This is a genomic window from Enterocloster clostridioformis, from assembly GCF_020297485.1.
Classification (GTDB): Bacteria; Bacillota; Clostridia; order Lachnospirales; family Lachnospiraceae; genus Enterocloster; species Enterocloster clostridioformis.
Map to the genome: position 1 here is coordinate 68,483 of NZ_JAIWZC010000002.1, position 17,550 is coordinate 86,032.

At 42.9% G+C, this 17,550-nt stretch carries 16 protein-coding genes; 9 read left to right on the forward strand and 7 right to left on the reverse strand.

Annotation, left to right across the window (positions count from 1 at the left end):
• Positions 1-2: 2 nt before the first annotated feature.
• The 3 genes from LA360_RS27425 to LA360_RS27435 form a co-directional block, all read right to left on the reverse strand.
• Positions 3-872 (reverse strand): carbohydrate ABC transporter permease, encoded by an 870-nt coding sequence (locus tag LA360_RS27425; protein ID WP_022202228.1) that lies wholly within the window; start codon positions 870-872, stop codon positions 3-5.
• Positions 872-1,714, reverse strand: coding sequence for a carbohydrate ABC transporter permease (locus tag LA360_RS27430; RefSeq protein ID WP_022202229.1), 843 nt, complete (start codon positions 1,712-1,714; stop codon positions 872-874). The genes LA360_RS27425 and LA360_RS27430 overlap by 1 nt, the downstream gene beginning before the upstream one ends.
• A 106-nt stretch (positions 1,715-1,820) precedes the next feature.
• Complete coding sequence (locus LA360_RS27435) at positions 1,821-3,212, reverse strand: ABC transporter substrate-binding protein (RefSeq protein ID WP_022202230.1); 1,392 nt, start codon at positions 3,210-3,212, stop codon at positions 1,821-1,823.
• A gap of 530 nt (positions 3,213-3,742) precedes the next feature.
• Here LA360_RS27435 and LA360_RS27445 point away from each other — a divergent pair.
• The 5 genes from LA360_RS27445 (at position 3,743) to LA360_RS27465 (ending at position 9,317) form a co-directional block, all read left to right on the forward strand.
• Positions 3,743-4,447: a response regulator transcription factor gene (locus LA360_RS27445; protein WP_112481897.1), complete on the forward strand. Its 705-nt coding sequence runs from the start codon at positions 3,743-3,745 to the stop codon at positions 4,445-4,447.
• Positions 4,448-5,860: a HAMP domain-containing sensor histidine kinase gene (locus LA360_RS27450; protein ID WP_112481899.1), complete on the forward strand. Its 1,413-nt coding sequence runs from the start codon at positions 4,448-4,450 to the stop codon at positions 5,858-5,860.
• A gap of 106 nt (positions 5,861-5,966) precedes the next feature.
• Complete coding sequence (locus tag LA360_RS27455) at positions 5,967-6,104, forward strand: hypothetical protein (RefSeq protein WP_160116326.1); 138 nt, start codon at positions 5,967-5,969, stop codon at positions 6,102-6,104.
• A gap of 30 nt (positions 6,105-6,134) precedes the next feature.
• On the forward strand, positions 6,135-8,615 hold the full coding sequence (locus LA360_RS27460; protein WP_174713915.1) for an ABC transporter permease: 2,481 nt from the start codon (positions 6,135-6,137) through the stop codon (positions 8,613-8,615).
• Positions 8,616-8,630: 15 nt separating this feature from the next.
• Entirely contained in the window at positions 8,631-9,317 is a 687-nt protein-coding gene (locus tag LA360_RS27465) for an ABC transporter ATP-binding protein (protein WP_112481900.1), read from the forward strand.
• 398 nt (positions 9,318-9,715) lie between these two features.
• On the opposite strand, the gene LA360_RS27470 is transcribed toward LA360_RS27465, so the two are convergent.
• The gene (locus LA360_RS27470) at positions 9,716-10,123 is read right to left on the reverse strand and encodes a 4Fe-4S dicluster domain-containing protein (protein WP_225537818.1); all 408 of its coding nucleotides are present in this window, start codon (positions 10,121-10,123) and stop codon (positions 9,716-9,718) included.
• 392 nt (positions 10,124-10,515) lie between these two features.
• On the opposite strand from LA360_RS27470, the gene LA360_RS27475 reads away from it, so the two are divergent.
• The 3 genes from LA360_RS27475 to LA360_RS27485 all read left to right on the forward strand — a co-directional run bounded on the left by LA360_RS27475 (position 10,516) and on the right by LA360_RS27485 (position 12,682).
• Entirely contained in the window at positions 10,516-11,703 is a 1,188-nt protein-coding gene (locus LA360_RS27475) for a M20 metallopeptidase family protein (protein WP_022202233.1), read from the forward strand.
• Between the two features lie 45 nt (positions 11,704-11,748).
• Positions 11,749-12,105, forward strand: a complete 357-nt coding sequence (locus tag LA360_RS27480; RefSeq protein ID WP_057572278.1) for a hypothetical protein — start codon at positions 11,749-11,751, stop codon at positions 12,103-12,105.
• 301 nt (positions 12,106-12,406) lie between these two features.
• A complete protein-coding gene (locus tag LA360_RS27485) occupies positions 12,407-12,682 on the forward strand; it encodes a hypothetical protein (protein ID WP_002583244.1) in 276 nt (91 codons plus the stop codon).
• On the opposite strand, the gene LA360_RS27490 is transcribed toward LA360_RS27485, so the two are convergent.
• Positions 12,679-12,891: a hypothetical protein gene (locus LA360_RS27490; RefSeq protein ID WP_002583243.1), complete on the reverse strand. Its 213-nt coding sequence runs from the start codon at positions 12,889-12,891 to the stop codon at positions 12,679-12,681. The two genes, LA360_RS27485 and LA360_RS27490, sit on opposite strands and share 4 nt — an antisense overlap.
• 45 nt (positions 12,892-12,936) lie before the next feature.
• A complete protein-coding gene (locus LA360_RS27495; RefSeq protein ID WP_173876956.1) occupies positions 12,937-14,142 on the reverse strand; it encodes an IS256 family transposase in 1,206 nt (401 codons plus the stop codon).
• A 386-nt stretch (positions 14,143-14,528) separates the two neighbouring features.
• Here LA360_RS27495 and LA360_RS27500 point away from each other — a divergent pair, with 386 nt between their 5' ends.
• Positions 14,529-15,785, forward strand: coding sequence for an IS110 family RNA-guided transposase (locus tag LA360_RS27500; RefSeq protein ID WP_057572861.1), 1,257 nt, complete (start codon positions 14,529-14,531; stop codon positions 15,783-15,785).
• 133 nt (positions 15,786-15,918) lie between these two features.
• Here the strand turns inward: LA360_RS27500 and LA360_RS27505 are convergent, their stop codons facing one another.
• Entirely contained in the window at positions 15,919-17,412 is a 1,494-nt protein-coding gene (locus LA360_RS27505; protein ID WP_112482594.1) for a GntR family transcriptional regulator, read from the reverse strand.
• Positions 17,413-17,550: the final 138 nt, after the last annotated feature.

Below are 17,550 nucleotides of genomic sequence, written 5' to 3' on the forward strand. Positions count from 1 at the left end.
GTCTATCCCTTTACTGCGCCGGCAGCCACACCCTTGATGATGTATTTCTGGCAGCTTAAATAGAAAATAATGATTGGCACAATTGCCAGGACCAGCATGGCCATCATGGCTCCCATGTCAATGGAACCGTAACCGCCCTTAAGATTCTGGATAACCATGGGTATGGTGCCTTTTTCCTGGGGAAGAATCAGGCTCGGAAGCAGATAGTCATTCCATATCCACATGGCATTTAAGATTGCAACCGTGACAGCAGTCGGCCGGAGCATCGGAAATACCACATGAAAATAAGTCTGGACAGGAGAACAGCCGTCAATCATGGCCGCCTCTTCAATCTCCAGCGGAATCGCCTTCACAAACCCGCAAAACAGGAATACCGCCTGCCCTGCGCCGAATCCCAGATACAAAAGTATAAGTCCATAGATGGAATTCAGATATAAGTCATTGGCCGTCTTCGACATGGTGAACATGACCATCTGGAACGGCACAATCATGGCAAACACAAAAACATAATAGAGAACGCTGTAAAACTTTGTTTTAACCCTGGTAATATACCATGCGGTCATGGAGGTGAACAGTACGATTACCGCCACGGAGCATACCGTGATAAACAGGGAACGCCCAAACGCCATGAAAAATCCCGTCTTCCTCACCCCTTCAATATAGTTGCCAAGGCCCACATAGGCTTCTGCCACCGGGAACCGGAACGGGGCGTCGCTGATATAGAGCTTACTCTTAAAAGCATTCATGAAAACCAGGAATATGGGAAACAGAAATGCAAGAGAAAGTACTGCAAAGAATATCGTCATCATCATGCCTGTAAATCTGCTGACCTCCATCTGCTGGTCATCTGCATTTTTATCTTTCCTTCCCATCAGTTTTCCACCTCCTTACGCCTTGTTATATAAAGCTGTGTCAGGGCAATGACCGCCACCATGATGAAAAATACAACTGCTTTTGCCTGACCCACGCCTTCCCAGCCCACCCTGCCGTAAAATGTACTGTAAATATCCAGCGCCAGCATACTGGTCTGCCTTCCCGGACCTCCCGCCGTCAGGGCCAGGTTCTGGTCAAACAGCTTAAAGGAATTTGTCAGGGTTAAGAAAAGACAGATTGTAAAGGACGGCATCACCATCGGGATCGTAATCCGGCGCAGTGCCTGTGTCTTCGTAGCTCCGTCAATCTTAGCCGCCTCAATAAGATCCGGTGAAACGTTCTGGAGACCGGCAATATAGATAATCATCATATATCCAATCAGCTGCCAGTTCATCAACATGACCAGGCCCCAGAAACCATATCTGGCATCAAATGACAGGGTAACTCCGAACTTCATCAGGATTCCGTTTAACAAAAGCTGCCAGATATAGCCCAGGACAATGCCGCCGATTAAGTTAGGCATGAAGAAAACGGTTCTGAACAGATTTGTCCCCTTGATTCCTCTTGTCAGGGCATAGGCCATCAAAAACCCAAGCACATTGATTGTAACAACGGATACTATGGTAAACTTCACGGTAAATAACAGGGCATTTATAAAGTTCTGGTCTGAAAATATCTTTTTATAATTATTTATGCCCACCCACGCGGCATCCCTTACCGTAGTAAATTCTGTAAAAGACAGATAGATACCAATGATAAACGGATACAGGAATGCAATGATAAACGCAATCAGCGTTGGCAGCACAAAAATCGGAAAATATCGTTTCATTGATTTTTGCATGGCGCACCCTCCTTAAAAATCACATGATAATTCTCATCCCTCAGGCAAAGAAACGGGTGAGGAAGTTCCCTTACGCTCACCCATGTCAAGTCCGGTCCTTAAAGTCTTATTTGGTCATGGCCTTTTCACTTTCCCAGCCTGCCTTCATATCATCCACAACAGCCTGCCACTCTTTCCCGCCCTGGGCATACTGTAACAGGGATGCTCCAAAGTCATCCTTAAAGGTCTGGCTTGGGAAGGAAGTGAAGTTCCAGGATATGGAATACAGATTGCCATTACTCATGTATCTGTCAACTTCTTTGGCCAGTGGGTCGGATGGCTTCTCATCGGCTGTAAAGGTGTCAAATGGCGCGATAAAGCCCAGCCTGTTTGTTATATAGTCCTTACCTGTCTCAGAGCTGAACAGCCATGTTAAGAAGTCAAGGGACGCCTGCTGGTCCTCAGCCTTTGCCTGGCTGTTGATGGTGAAAAAGTTCTCGGTACCGATACATAACCCCTGCTTCTCTTCGCCGGCCATTCCGGTGTAAATCGGAAGGAATTTCACATCTTCTTCTTTTACAGTGTTGCCTTCAACGCCAGCCACCTGGCTCCATCCCCAGTTGCCGTTCTGCACCATGGCAACCTTGCCCAGAGCGAATTCAGCCATGGAATCCTCCACGGTCTTAGCGCCTACCATCTTCGGGTCCGTACAGGAATTATTCAAATACAAATCGAAAATGTTCTTAAAATTATCGGAATACCTAAAGTCGATAGCGTCCTTGTCATTCACACCGTCATCTTTATATTCATAATAAACCGGAAGGTTTGCAAGATGGGTCTGCCATCTCCAGTCTTCGCCAGGCGCGAAGGATGTGGAGGCGAACACACCGTCAATTCCCAAATCCGCTTTTCTTGCCTGCATATCCTCGGAAACAGCCTTTAGTGTATCAAAGTCATTAATCTCATCCATGGATGCTGCCTTAGCGCCGTCCAATGCAAAATACTTCCGCATGATTGCGTCATTGTAAATGATTCCGTATCCCTCTACAACATAGGGGATTCCGTATACGCCGTCACCATCTGTAACCGCCATGGTCTTATCTACCAGGTGGCCGTAGATTTCCGTATCACTTAAATCGCGGCAGTACTTAGCCCATGACTTATAGCCAATGGGTCCGTTAATCTGGAACAGTGTGGGAGGTTCCTTCTTCGCCACTTCAGACTTCAGGGTCTGCTCATACGTCCCGGCCGCCGCGGTCTGGACCTTCATCGGTATCCCGGTCTCTGCCGTGTACTTCTCTGCCAGCTCTACCCATACATCTGCAACCTCAGGTTTAAAGTTCAGGTAATAAATCTGTCCCTTTCCATCGGCCGATACCGGTTCCCCTGACTGTGTCCCCTCCGCCGCTTCTCCCGCGGGGGATTGCGCGGTCCCTGATGGTTTGGAAGAACACCCGGCCAGTGTGCCTGCCGCCATAGCTGCCGCCAGTGAAAGTGCTGCAAGTTTCCTCAGTTTCATAATTATATCCTCCTTCCGTATCCACGTTCTCTGCCGCGGATACTTTCCATACTGTGATACATTTGTACAATGTTTCCAGAAACCTTCCCGGTAACGATATCGGTAACGTTTCCAATAACCTTGAATTCAATATAGCACAATATATGAGGTAAGACAAGTATTTTTTGATTGGAATTCATATTTTTGTTACAATATCATAATTTCATCTCTCACTTTTATGCAATCATCACAATCCCTGTCTGATTGTTGTCTCACGGGCCACCAGCTTTGCCACCCAGACTGCGGTCATGCAGTCATACCCATCCAGCGCTTCCCTGTTCATTTCCTGAAGAAACCGTTGAAGCCTTGTTCCATTGGAATGCATGAATCCGGTATAATAACGCCTTCCAAGTTCTTCCGGTTACCAAAGTATTTTCAATTATTGCTTCAATTTTTTGTTTTTTGTGGTAGTATTCATTTCAGGGGGGCAGCATTCCATACAACAGCAGAAAGGCATTAAGATAAAAGAATAAAAGCAAGGGAGTGATAAAATGAGCGATAAAATATTATTAGTAGATGATGAAAGAGATATCGTAGATTTAATTGCAGAAGTTTTACAACAAGACGGGTTCCGGTTGATCCAAAAAGCTTACTCCGGTTCAGAGGCACTAAGGCTATGCGAAGAATTCAACCCGGATATCGTTGTATTAGACATAATGCTCCCAGACATAAACGGAATAGAAGTGTGTAAAAAAATTCGTGAGTTTTCTATCTGCTCTATTCTTTTCTTATCATCAAAAAATGATGATATCGACAAAATACTCGGACTGTCATGTGGTGGCGATGATTATATCACGAAACCCTTCAGCCCAAGAGAAGTTGTGTTTCGGATAAAAGCGCAGCTTCGCCGTCAACAATATCATACGGACAGGCAATTAAATGAAAAAAACAGGATTATTGTTGACAGTCTCTCACTTGACAAAGGCAGCAGCCGAATTTATAAAGCCGGAAAAGAGATTGCCTTAACAGGACGGGAATTTCTTCTTTTATCCTATTTAATGGAAAATGCAAATAAAATTATCAGCAAAGAACAATTATATGAACAGGTCTGGGGCGAGTACAGCAGTATTTGTGATAACACCATTATGGTCCATATACGGCATATACGCGAAAAGATTGAGGATACCCCCTCTGCCCCGCAGCAGCTGGTTACAGTCAAAGGCTTGGGATATAAATTAAAGAAAAGGATTGATTAAATGAAAAAATCGGGATACCGTTCCATTTTGCATATCTATTTGATGTTTTTTATAGCCTTACTCAGTGTTATTGCTTTTTCCGGAATATTTCTGCTATCAGTAGTAAGTGTCAATACCCCGGATGGAGCAACCGTGAGAAGCAATTATCCAAAAGAATTTACAGAGAGCTTCTCCGAACAAATTATTTTTATTGATGACAGACCACAAATCAAACAGTCTGGCTTAGAATTATTACAGACAAATAATGCCGGATTACAGGTATTAGATGGTGGCGGAAAGGAACTGATTCACTACCAAACGCCGGAAAACGCGAAAACATTTTATTCTGACGCGGACCTTTTACGGCTTTACCAGACAGGACATCTAAATGATAATCAGTCAACATCATTTGTTAGCAGCTTAACATATAATAAAAAAAATTACACATATATTATTCATTTTCCAGTGAATATTGCAAAAGTCACCATGTATTTGAATGGGGAAAAATTTACAACAGGTAAAACAATCATTTTATTATGTTTGGGTATAACGCTTTTCATCATACTTATGGCTGGCATAATATACGGTTTCTGGATAACCAAAATAATAAACCGTATAACCGTATCTATAAAGGCTGTTGCAAAACGCTCTTATACGCCTGCGGTTAGTACAGGCGTTTTTCAAGATGTATTTGAAAGCTTGGATTGTTTAGATACTGAAATCAAGACCAGTGACAATATAAAAGAAAATACGGAAACAATGCGAAAAGAATGGATTGCCAATATTACGCATGATTTAAAAACTCCTTTATCCTCAATAAAAGGATACGCCGAAATTTTATTTGATAACAAGGATGTATCAAGCGAACAGATAAAGAAATATTCAAATGTAATTCTAAAAAATGTTTCTTATATGGAGTCCCTGATTGATGATTTAAAGCTGACATACCAATTAGAGAATGGTATTGCTCCGCTTCAATGTACAGAACAAAATTTTGTCCGTTTTTTAAAGGAACTGGTGATTAATGTGTTAAATCATCCAGAATATGAAGAACGCACAATTCATTTTGATTGTACAAAAGAGAATATCATGCTCTCTTTTGATCACAAATTAATGACAAGAGCTTTTCAGAATTTGATTATCAATGCTTTTGCACATGGAAATGATGATACAGAAATCACGATAAGAATAACCGTATTGAATAATATACTTCAAATTATTGTTTCCGATAATGGAAAGGGTATGAGGCCGGAAGAGGTTAATCATTTATTCCAAAGATATTATCGTGGGACAAATACAGAAAAGAAAACAGCGGGTACGGGCTTGGGGCTTGCGATAACAAAAAGCATCACCGAAGCCCATGGCGGTAATATTTCCGTTGAAAGTGAAATAGGACTTGGAACAGATTTTAAAATATGTTTTCCCCTAAATTAAGGTTAATTAAGGTTTCCTGCAAGTTAGATTAAGGTTGATGGCTTATTATAAACTATAATAGCTGTCAACCTTTTTTCTTCTATAAGGGGGTGAAAAGGCTTCCTACATGACACGGGCGCAACAAATTGCAGATGATGTATGTTCTAAACAGTCATTGGAAGCTGGTTCTATATCTGGTGCAGCACTGACAAGTGATACTGTTTTAAAAGCAGTAGAAAATGCACTTAAACCGAAGGAAAAGTAATGTATCTTTTTAAAGAAAGCAGGTGCGGTTTTGAAAATAATTTTAAAGTACATTGTAACAAATGTTAAGGAACGAAAAGTCAGGACAATTGTGATGTTTCTTTCAATCCTTTTATCCACCGTACTTTTATTTGTTTCCTTTTCAATCGGCACATCTTATGAAAACGCGCAGCGGAAAATGGCACGTGGAATGGCGGGAAGCGCAACGGTAGCTGTGCGTTTCAAGGATACGAACCGTGGAATAAATACAAATGATATTCCCGCCTTATCCTCTATCCAGGCCAAGGTGGGCATGTTAAAGGGAACAGCATTATATCATGAAAACGGATATTATGAAACAATTGATTTGATAGCTTCTGATTTAACGCAATTAAATCAAATCAATAAACCCAGATTAGTCAACGGGGAGGGAATAAGAGATTTCTCGGGAAATCAAGTTATATTGCCAGACCGCTTTACTTCTAAAATAGGAATTGAAAAAGGCGATACCATAACCTTTCAAATAGGCGGCGTACCAATCGAATTTAAAGTTACTGAAATTGCCTCTTATGATACAGTTTTTTTAAGGCATACCAGAGGCGCAACCGCATTACTTCCAGAAACAACACTGGCTTCCATTTTACAGAAAGAACATGGGTATAGCGAAATCTTAATAGAGCCTGTTGAAAGTGTTTCTACCAAAGAATTGGTGGGTATGCTGTCGGAAGAACTTTCTGGGGAGCCCGTAACCATCTCGGAGATTGTAAATGAAAACCAAATAGCAGCTGATGCAAGGCAGAAATCCATGCCTTTTTTTCTAATCAGTTTCTTTTCGTTGACCATTAGTGTTTTCATTATTTACAGCAGTTATAAGGTCATTACGTTGGACCGTTTACCCATTATTGGCACATTCCGCAGCATTGGAGCGACACAAAAAACGGTAACCCGCATTTTAATGCTTGAAAGCGCATTATATTGCTGTATGGGCGGCATTGCAGGTATACCCCTTGGAATTGTTGTTCTAAAATTAATCCTACGGGGTATGGGTAATACGCTATCACAAGGTATAGAAATACCTGTGGTTATTACAGGCGCAGCGGTGCTGCTTTCTTTTGGTGTGGCAGTCGTTGTTTCTGTATTGAGCGCCTGGATACCTGTCCGCCGTGCCAGCCGCTTGCCTATTAAGAATGTTGTACTTGGCGTCGCGGAAGAAACACAAGTATCAAATCGATTTATTGTTGGAATTGGTATTGTATTATTTTTGATCTCAGAAATTTTACCCAAAGTCGTTACCGGAAACATGCTGTATATTGCAGGCGGATTTTCATTGCTGGGATTGATAATTGCAACAATATTGGTCATTCCTCTTATAACCAATTTTTTATCAAGATGTCTGGAACATATATATGTAATCATTTTCAAAAATGAGGGGTTGCTGGCTTCTAAAAATATAAGGAATAATAAGAATATTACCCAAAATATCACGCTGCTGTTTATTAGTATTTCTGCCGTAATTGCAATTACAGTAGTTGGTAATTTCGTAAATACGTATATTACAGATGTATTTAATGGTGCAGAACTACAAGGCTTTGCTGACGGGGAAATGAGCCCGGAGTTTGTTAAACATGTCGAGGGCATGGACGGTATAGAAAACTTATTGCCAGTCTACGTGTATAATAACCAAATGAAATGTGATGATATTACTTTTTCTCGTTTGGAAGCAACCGATAATCTAGAATTGTATAATAGAATGCTGAACCTGAACTATACCAATAAAAAAATGGAAACATCCTCTGTTTCTTCTTTTTTTAAATCCCGCTCTGTCGTATTGAGCGAGAACTGTCTAAACAGAACAGGCTGCCAAGTTGGAGATTCCATAACCATTACAAATGGTGTGGGAAGTAATTCTTATACGATTGTTGGGAGTTTTAAATCAAGGGCAACTGATGTTGAAGCGATTATTCCGTCCACCTATGCTGTGGCAGACTTCAATGCTGTTAATTATAACTTCCTTGCTTATACAGCTATTGATCCCGATTCTGTCATGATTCAAATACGGGATTTATTTGGGGATACACAGAATTGGAGCAGAACTGTGGAAGAATTTAATACCGATGCCCTTTCTACGGTGGGAGCCTTTCTGCAACCAATGCATAGTATGACGTACTTTATATTATTGTTGGCCGCGGTTGGAATTATAAACAACCTGCTAATTAATTATATGCAGAAACGCCGTTCGATTGCTATGTATAAATCTGTCGGTCTGAGTAACAGGCAAAATATAAAAATGACGATTATTGAAAGCTTCACTTCTGGAATGATAGGTGCCTTTATTGCAATAATTATATCTTATTTAGAAATACAGACTATTTTTATCGTAGCAGGTCCAAAAATCTCAATGCTGCCAGAATTGGATTTTATGACGTTTCTATCGGCAGGGGCAATGGGAGTTTTGGTTACTTTAACAGGCTCTGTTGTCCCTATTGTGAAAAGTAAGAAAATGAAATTAGTGGAAGAAATCAAATTTGAATAGCCGGAGGATTTAAAAATGAAACCAATTACAGGCAATATTGCAATTGAAGGAAAAAATATAATGAAAGATTTTAAAATTGGAGAAACAACAACCAGAGTTTTAAAAAATGTGTCCTTAAAAGTTTTAAAGGGAGAATTTGTTTCAATTATGGGACAGTCTGGTTCCGGAAAAAGTACACTTCTATATATTTTAGGAGGGCTTGATACACCAACAGAAGGTACCGTGTCTATGAATGGAGCAGATATCTCCCGGTTTAATGATGCTAAAATGAGTCAGATAAGACGTCAGAATATAGGGTTCGTATTTCAATTCTATAATCTTATTCCTAATTTGAATGTTGAGGAAAATATCATGCTTCCTCTTTTGTTAGATGGCAAAAAGTCTAAAGACTATCGAAAACAGCTTGATAACATCTTAGAGATTGTGGGGCTGTCCGATAGAAGGAAGCATACGCCCAGGGAATTGTCAGGCGGCCAGCAGCAAAGAGTAGCAATCGCCCGCGCTTTAATCAGCGATCCGGAAATTTTATTCGCAGATGAACCCACGGGAAACTTAGATAGTAAGACGGGGGCTGAAATCATGAAGCTATTACAATCAATCAATAAAAACAGCGGGCAGACGATTATCATGGTAACGCACTCTCCCGAAGCGGCAAAAAACAGCAGCCGTATTATTACTGTAAAAGACGGAATGATTGAATAGCTGTATATGACATAAGCTAAACCTAATCTACCTGGCCGGTAAAAATCCGCCCGGTAAAAGACAGATTCCGCTGCTCTCTTCTGCCGCATCTTATGACAGCGGCGCAAGGGGCGCGCGTCCCCTTGCGCCAGGATGTAGATTTAGTGATTCTCTATGTATGTTACTAATTGCTGATGGTATTCATCAAGGGTATCCGTATTTTTTGCGGACATTTGCCCAAACAACAAATCGGGGAGATAGTGAGGCGTCAAGCCCGCATCATAATCCGCTTCTCAACTTCTCCATTAGGGACGTATCCATAGAAGTTATCACCACAACAAATAGATTCTGTTCCATGGAACTGTGCCTCTGCGATGTTGATGCCGCCGTAGTCTGGAAGATCTGGAATATCAATACCGTCAATAAAAGTTAGGGGAATGCCTGCAGCATACGTTGTGTGATTTAACCTCGCCAAACAAATCCTGCAGCAGCTTCAACATACGATTGGCCCCATCGTGCTTATATAAATTCATGGCACACCCCGGATTGAAATAACAGTTTTCCGTGTTGACCTCTGATATGCTGCTTCTGATATATGGAACCCGGCGCGCCGCCCCGGTGGGGCAAACCGCGGAACAAGTCCCGCAATCAATACAAATGGCAGGATCAACTTCTAACCGGCCGCTCTGCTCTGCTATTGCATGGACAGGGCAGTTTGCGACACACGCCTCACAGCCTACACATTCATCAGAAATCATGTAGCTGAATGTGTCCTCTACACCTACTGTTACAGGCGGGGCCATATCCAAGGGTTTACTATTTTTCATGGTCTGTTCCTCCCTTGAAAGATACCCTACAGAGACTATTCAGAAAATCACCAGAAGCAAACTGTGATTTCTGAATTTTTTTAATATTTGAATTATACCAAAAGTTCGGCTTATCAACAATCAACTATTATATAAAAGTGGCAGTCAAAACAAGCAGGGCCTGCCGCTTTTTAATCCTGATGCTCTGCTGAATACGGCTCCGACAAGTATACACCCCGTGCTGTTCATACATACTATTACAGGCACTCCTTTCTCAATTTTATTGTTTTATTTATCATATGGTTTCACATTCCTTTCATTTTTATGGTATACTTCATTAACAGAAGCGTGAGAATCGGAGCCATTTTCATATTCTTAAAATACAATCATTATGAATCCGGAGGATATTAATTATGAAACCAATTTTTGAATCTGCAAAACAGCTGGAGTCAGAACTTATATCAATCAGAAGAACATTACATCAATATCCTGAAATAGGTTCCATCTTACCACGGACCCAATCATTTGTTTTTGGCAAACTGGAAGAGTATGGATATTGCCCTCAGAAACTATGTGAAAGTGCTGTTACCGCCACGATATCCGGAAAACAGCCAGGCAAAACCATCCTTCTTCGCGCAGACATGGACGCTCTGCCCATTCAGGAAGCGGCTCCCGTTTCTTTTGCCTCCGAAAATGGCTCTATGCATGCATGTGGACACGATATGCACACAGCCATGCTTTTGGGAGCAGCTAAATTATTAAAACAATACCAGCAGGATCTGGTTGGTACCGTTAAACTGGTATTTCAGCCTGACGAAGAAGGGTTCACAGGAGCAAAGGCAATGCTCAAGGCCGGTGTTTTGGAAAATCCCCATGTAGATGCGGGCATTGCATTTCATGTTGTTTCCGGCATTCCATCCGGAACGGTTATGTGTGGTTCAGGCACCTGCATGGCAGGATGTACCTTATTTCAGATTCATATAAAAGGCACCGGCTGCCATGGCGCAATGCCGGAAACAGGGGTTGATCCCATCAATATTGCGGCCCATGTTTATCTGTCTCTTCAGGAAATCATTGCAAGAGAAATTGCACCCACCCAGCCAGCCGCACTTACCATTGGCAGGTTTTCTGCCGGCGAAGCTCCAAATATCATCCCTGAAGAGGTGATTCTGGAGGGAACCATCCGTACAATGGATTGTAAGATATCCAAATATATCTTTGACAGAATTGAAGAAATCTCCACTCAGACAGCTTCTCTCTTTCGCGGGCAGGCTAGTGTGAAAGAAATCGCATCTGCCCCGCCACTGCAAAATGACAGTGAGATGGTCAAGGAACTTGCCGGCTACATGAAAGAATGCTATGATCCTCATAAAATAGTATTGTTTGCACAAGGCGGTATGGGATCAGAGGATTTCGCGTCTTATACTTATGAGCGGCCATGCTGCTATATGTTAATAGGCGCCGGAACTCCAGAGGAAAATCCGCTATTTGGCAAACCTATGCATAATGACCACGTTGTATTTAATGAAGAGGTTCTCCCCCTGGGCAGTGCACTTTACGCATCCAATGCCATAAATTGGCTGCAAAACCACGCTCAATAACTTTTTCTTTGTATGCTGAATATATTAATAAAAAAGGGTATTCATATGCGTACAAAACGATATACAGTTGCCATAGCAGGGCTTATGCCGGAAATCGTCACTCAGAGCATTCTGATTAAGGTTTGGGAAAAAGCTGCCAAAAAGGTATGCGCGAGTACTGGCATATATGTAAATGCATGGTTAAATGAATCTTATTTCCTTTGCGGGGATAAACGGGGACCTGAACTAGACGGGCTGACTGCCAACTTTATAATCATATGGAATCCAGTCGAGGTGGAAAGTTATGAAGAGTTCCATGAAGCTTTTACACAGGTTGTAAACGGTGTAAGGGATATATTGGGCAATCCATATGTGTGGATTACAATAGATGACATAGAGTTCTATTATTTTGTAAAATGCTGAGAGATTCATGAAGTCGCCTGCCAAAATAAACAGGATGTGGGAAATTATCGTGTTTCATAAAATCGAATCCTGCCCCAAACTCAGCAAAGAGGCTAAAGGTTCTCTTCCTCAAGCCCGCCTTGAGAGTATGAAAAAAAGTCTGTAAATTGAGATCTTCTATGATAAGTTAATGAGAAAGGTAGGTGGATGTCGTGACCACCTACCTTTACTATACGGATGCTTTTGGATTCTGTCAAGATGTATTGGAAAATCCCATCAAATTATGGTACACTTCTTACAGGAAAACATCAGGAGGTGTGCCATGAAGCTAAAAACAGACGATCCCTTTGTACCTGAAGATATCAGGGCAAAGATCAATGGACTGCAGTCCCTGCTGGATCATGCAGCCGACTTATACAGTGATATCTATAGCTGGTATGACAGTGAACTGAAATCCTATGACCCGAAAGCCACCGCAGACGATGAACTGTTTGACCCTGGCACAGGGACTGTTGTGGAGGGGATCGATTACCTGTCTATCATGGAATCCCTGTCAGAGCTGCAGACAGCCAACGAATGTAAAATGCAGAGGGATTAACCTTGTGTCCCATCGGCCTGGCCTCTGGCGATGTCTTCCCGTATCAGGGCCTTGATGGCCCCTTGGACGGAAGTGTCCCTGCCATATTTGTGCTGTCTGACCCAGGCCAGGATATCTGCATCTGTCTTCATATTCAGTTTTAACTTCACCTGTACAGTATTATAGCTGTCGTACCTGTCCTGAGCATCGTATTTTGAAAATCCATACATGGAAAGCTCCTTTCCGGATAGGTGTACACCTATGCCTGTGCGCTCTTATTCCGGCAGTCTGCCTTCGTACATAATGGACAGTTCCCCATAGACCTGCCCCCAGTTGCGGATGGGCATGGTCCACTTCTTCGTCGCCTCGAACGTGGCCAGGTACAGAGCCTTTAAGAGCGCCGTGCTGCCCGGGAACACGCTCCGCTGGCGGTTGAGCTTCCGGTAGGTAGAGTTGAGGCTCTCGATCGCGTTGGTAGTATAGATCACCTTCCTGACCTCCATGGAAAACTTGAAGATGGGGGATACCACATCCCAGTTGTCATGCCAGCGTTTCATTGAGTTGGGGTACTTTGGCGTCCACTTTTCCGTCACCTTCTCCAGCGCCTCCAGCGCCTTTTCCTCGTTTGCGGCATGGTAGATGGTTTTCAGGTCCGTGGCAAATGCTTTCCGGTCCTTGTCGGAGACGTATTTCAGCGTGTTCCGTACCATATGTACGATGCAGCGCTGCTGCTCCGTCTTCGGGAATGCCGCCGTTATGGCTTCCTTAATGCCCGTGAGCCCGTCCGAGCAGAGAATGAGGATATCCTTCACACCGCGGTTCTTCAACTCGTTCAGAACGCAGAGCCAGTACTTGGAGCTTTCATTCTCCCCGATCTGTATGCTCAGGACTTCCTTTTTACCTTCCAGCGTAAGGCCGAGGATGACATAGGCGGCAAGCTTGCGGATTACCCCGTCCTCCCGCACGGAATAATGGATTGCGTCGATGTAGACCACGGGATAGACTTCCTCCAGCGGGCGGTTCTGCCAGTCTTCAATCTGCGGCAGTATCTTGTCCGTCACGTCCGAGATGAACCCTTCCGAAGCCTCAAAACCATAAATGTCCATCAAGGTATCCGAGATTTGGCGGGTTGTCATGCCTTTTGCATACATGGATATGATCTTCTGGTCAATGCCGGAAATGTCCTTCTGGCGCTTTCTTACCACCTGGGGTTCAAACGTGGACTTCCTGTCCTGGGGCACCTGGATGTCCATGCTCCCGAAGCTGCTGTTGATCCGCTTGGGCTTGTAGCCATTGCGGTAATCATCCGAATCCGACCGTTCTGACCTCCCATAGCCGAGATGCTCATCCATCTCCGCTTCCATCATCTCCTTCAGGGTGCTCCCCAGCAGGTCTTTGAGGGCTTCCTGGATATCCTCCGCAGTCTGGATGTCATACTCTTCCAGGAGCTGATGGACGATGTTCCTTTTCCCCTCCGTCATGACTACTTTGTGTACGGGCTGTTTTTCTCTTCTTGCCATAATAATAGGCCTCCTTATGATAATAGATTTTATCATAGAAACTCTCATTCCTTTCGCTTCGCTTAGGCACAAAACAGTTATGAAATAGCAAGTTTGTGCTTCCACTATTTTATTTTTGATGTTAAACTCTCCTCAGACAGATACACTACAGAGCACGGAGGAGGAAGTAGAATCGGTTCCTCCATTTGGGATCAAGTCCGCATAAAAACATGTGTCGGCTGTCTTCTCAAGCACAAACCAGTGACGCCTTGAGCTCGTAACCTAATCATTGTCAAAGCAATTCCTTAGGTCTTTCTTTGCTGGACAGCCAGTCAATGTCTGTCTATTTTACTTAGGAGGGCTGTTTTATGTTATCTATCAAACACTTTGTCTGCTGTGGCATGGACGTTCACAAGAAATTTGTTGTCGCTACCATTGCTCTGACAGACTACAGGGGCGTTACTTCTTATGTTAAAAAGCGGTTCGCCACCTTCAATTCCGATCTTAATTCTTTGAAAAAATGGCTTCTTTCTTTCAATTGCACTGAGATCTGCCTCGAATCCACTGGTAAATACTGGATTCCAATTTTTAATATCCTGGAGGATTCCTGTCACGTTGTCGTTGCTAACCCCAAGTATGTCAGGGCTATCAAAGGACAGAAAACCGATGACAAAGACTCCGCCTGGATTGCGGATCTGTTTAAATTTGATATTGTTCCTTCCAGTTATATCCCCTGTAAGGAAATTCGCATGCTTCGGGAATTGTTCCGATACCGGCAGAAACTGATTGGCCACCGCAGCAGTGAGAAAAACCGGTTACAGAATGCTCTTACGGTTTCCAACATTGCCCTTGCATCCGTCCTCTCAGATACCTTTGGAAAATCAGCGACCGCCATCGTTGACTATATCCTGACCTGTGAGGTATTTGACCCCGAATACTGTAAATCCCTGCTTCTTAAAAAAGCAAAGGACAAGGCAGATGATGTTGTAACCTCCATAATCGGTTATGAACTGCGCCGTGACCAATCCGTTAAGATTAAGGTCTGCAGAAAGCATTTCGATGAAATCAATGAGTGCGTCTCCACTCTCGAAGAAACGATTTCCGACCTGGCTAAACCTTACCATAAATTTATCGAATTGGCTACTACAATTCCTGGAATTACAGAGCAGTCTGCCACCTTTATCATTGCTGAAATCGGGGTGGATATGGCGGTATTCAAATCCTCAAAACGTTTGTGCTCCTGGGCTGGGCTGGCTCCTGAAAATAACGAAAGTGCCGGTAAAAAGAAGAGCGTCCATGTTTCAAGAGCCGGGGTGTACTTAAAGCCTCTGCTGGTTCAGTGTGCAAATGCTGCCATCAAGAGTAAAAACCCTTACTTCAGATACAAATATGACCGTATAAAAAAACGTCGTGGTCATAAACGGGCAATCATTGCCATTGCACGCATGGTGTTGACTTGCATTTACCACATGTTCCAAAAGCAGGAGGTATTTAATCCTGCCGATACGGATTATTCCGCTATTCCTGAAGAAATGTACCGGAAATTTCAGGAACAGTATGACAGAAATGCCATCAAACGTTTAGAGAAACGAGGCTATATGATTACTCCTCCTGCTATGGCCTGATACCCTTTATTCCATAGGATCCTTTGGGGCGGCAGTTTACTGGTGCTCTTGTTAAGTTACGATTTTTTTTGATTTTTTCTTTCAACCTAATAGCCTGCTGTTTTAACTTTCCGCACAGACAAATGGCAAAATATCAGCAATTATGAAGGCCATCCCCAGACCATCCTGATCTTTCCGGGATCCGGATATATACCGCCCCGTAAAATATATACTCTTCTACCATAATCTTTTTGGCGCGTTCCAAAACATGACGGTAACACTCTTCCATACTGTCTGCAAAAGCAGCTGCATTTCCCTTGCATAGATACTGATGTGCTGTGAGAACCAAATCGTTAAGCGATAAAATGTTCCGTCTTTTTTTCGTATAATACGTAATATAGTACCCCCATTCAGTAAGCCGGAACGCCTCAGTCAGTATGACACGCATAGGCTCTAACTCAATATGTTTTAAAACAGCCTCAAACATATCAATTAAATAAATAGAATCGGTTCGGCTGAACTTTTCAGTTAATTCCTTTATCTCTTTTTCTGTAAACCGCTCAGCTGCAAGCAGTGCGGCCGGATGAATGATTAATGTGAGTAATTGAAGCGAATTGAGATAGCGCAGTGCCTCCTTTGTGCGCCTTGGATTCGGAAGCAGCTGGCTTACCCTGGAATCATCCGGTTCCGTAACTATGGTTCCCTTTGCATTCATCTTCTTTACATAACCTCTTTCTTCCAGCTCAGCCAGCGCCTTTCTGACTGTGGATACGGATACTCTGTACTGGTTGGCTAATTGCTTTTCATAGGGAAGATATGTTCCCCTCGGATAAAATCCGCTGCCGATTTTCCGGTTTAAATCACTGACAATTCTGGCGTAACAGTAGTCCTGTCCACGTGTGGGATTCCATGAAAACGGTGCCGGGGATTGAATTGGACATTTAGGCACAGTACCTGCCAGGTATTTCATGGTACCGGCAATGGAATCCGAAAGCCTTTGATATAAGGCTGTTAATTGCCTGTATTTTACAGAGGAATCCTGTCCTTTTAAAATATCCATAAGAGCGCCTGTCCCAAATATATTGTCCTTTAAAAAGATTTCCGTAAAATAAGAACATTGCTCTGTAAAAAACGTGAGTTTACTGTGGAGTTCAAATGTTGAATAGAGATCTCCGATCAAAGGGCTTCCCCCTGATTTCAGAATATCTCTGTTTAAAGCGGAAGGCGGACGCCACCCACCCGCAGCCATACCTGCCTTTGCCGCTTCAGCTGCCTGTCCATAATGAGGCATTATCTCCAAGTCGCATCCGCGGGATGCAAATGTCAAAAGCGGCGGCATTATGTAAACTAAAGTTTGATATAACTGTGTGATACCATCCCTTTGTTTCAATATACTCAGTACTATATTCTCTGGATGAGGCATATTCTTTCTTAAAACAACCCGCGGGGCAAGTCTGGGCTGGTTTTCAATCAATCCCTCCTCCTTTAATGCCTCTAATACGTTATTAATTGTATACAGGCTTACCTGAAATTCATCGCACAGCCGTCTGGATGACGGAAGGCGGCTTCCGGGCAATATCTGACCATCTGTTATTCTCTGTTTTAATTCATCATACACGTAAGAAAACTTGGTCGTTTGTGGAACCATGGTTTATCTCCTCCTACTTTATAAGCTGTTTTTATTATATCCAATGCCTTCCAGGCTGTCATCGGCCAAAAATATCCAGCTATTTGTATACCTATACAGTTCAAATTCCGAAGGAAAAAAATAAGAATAGAGAATTCC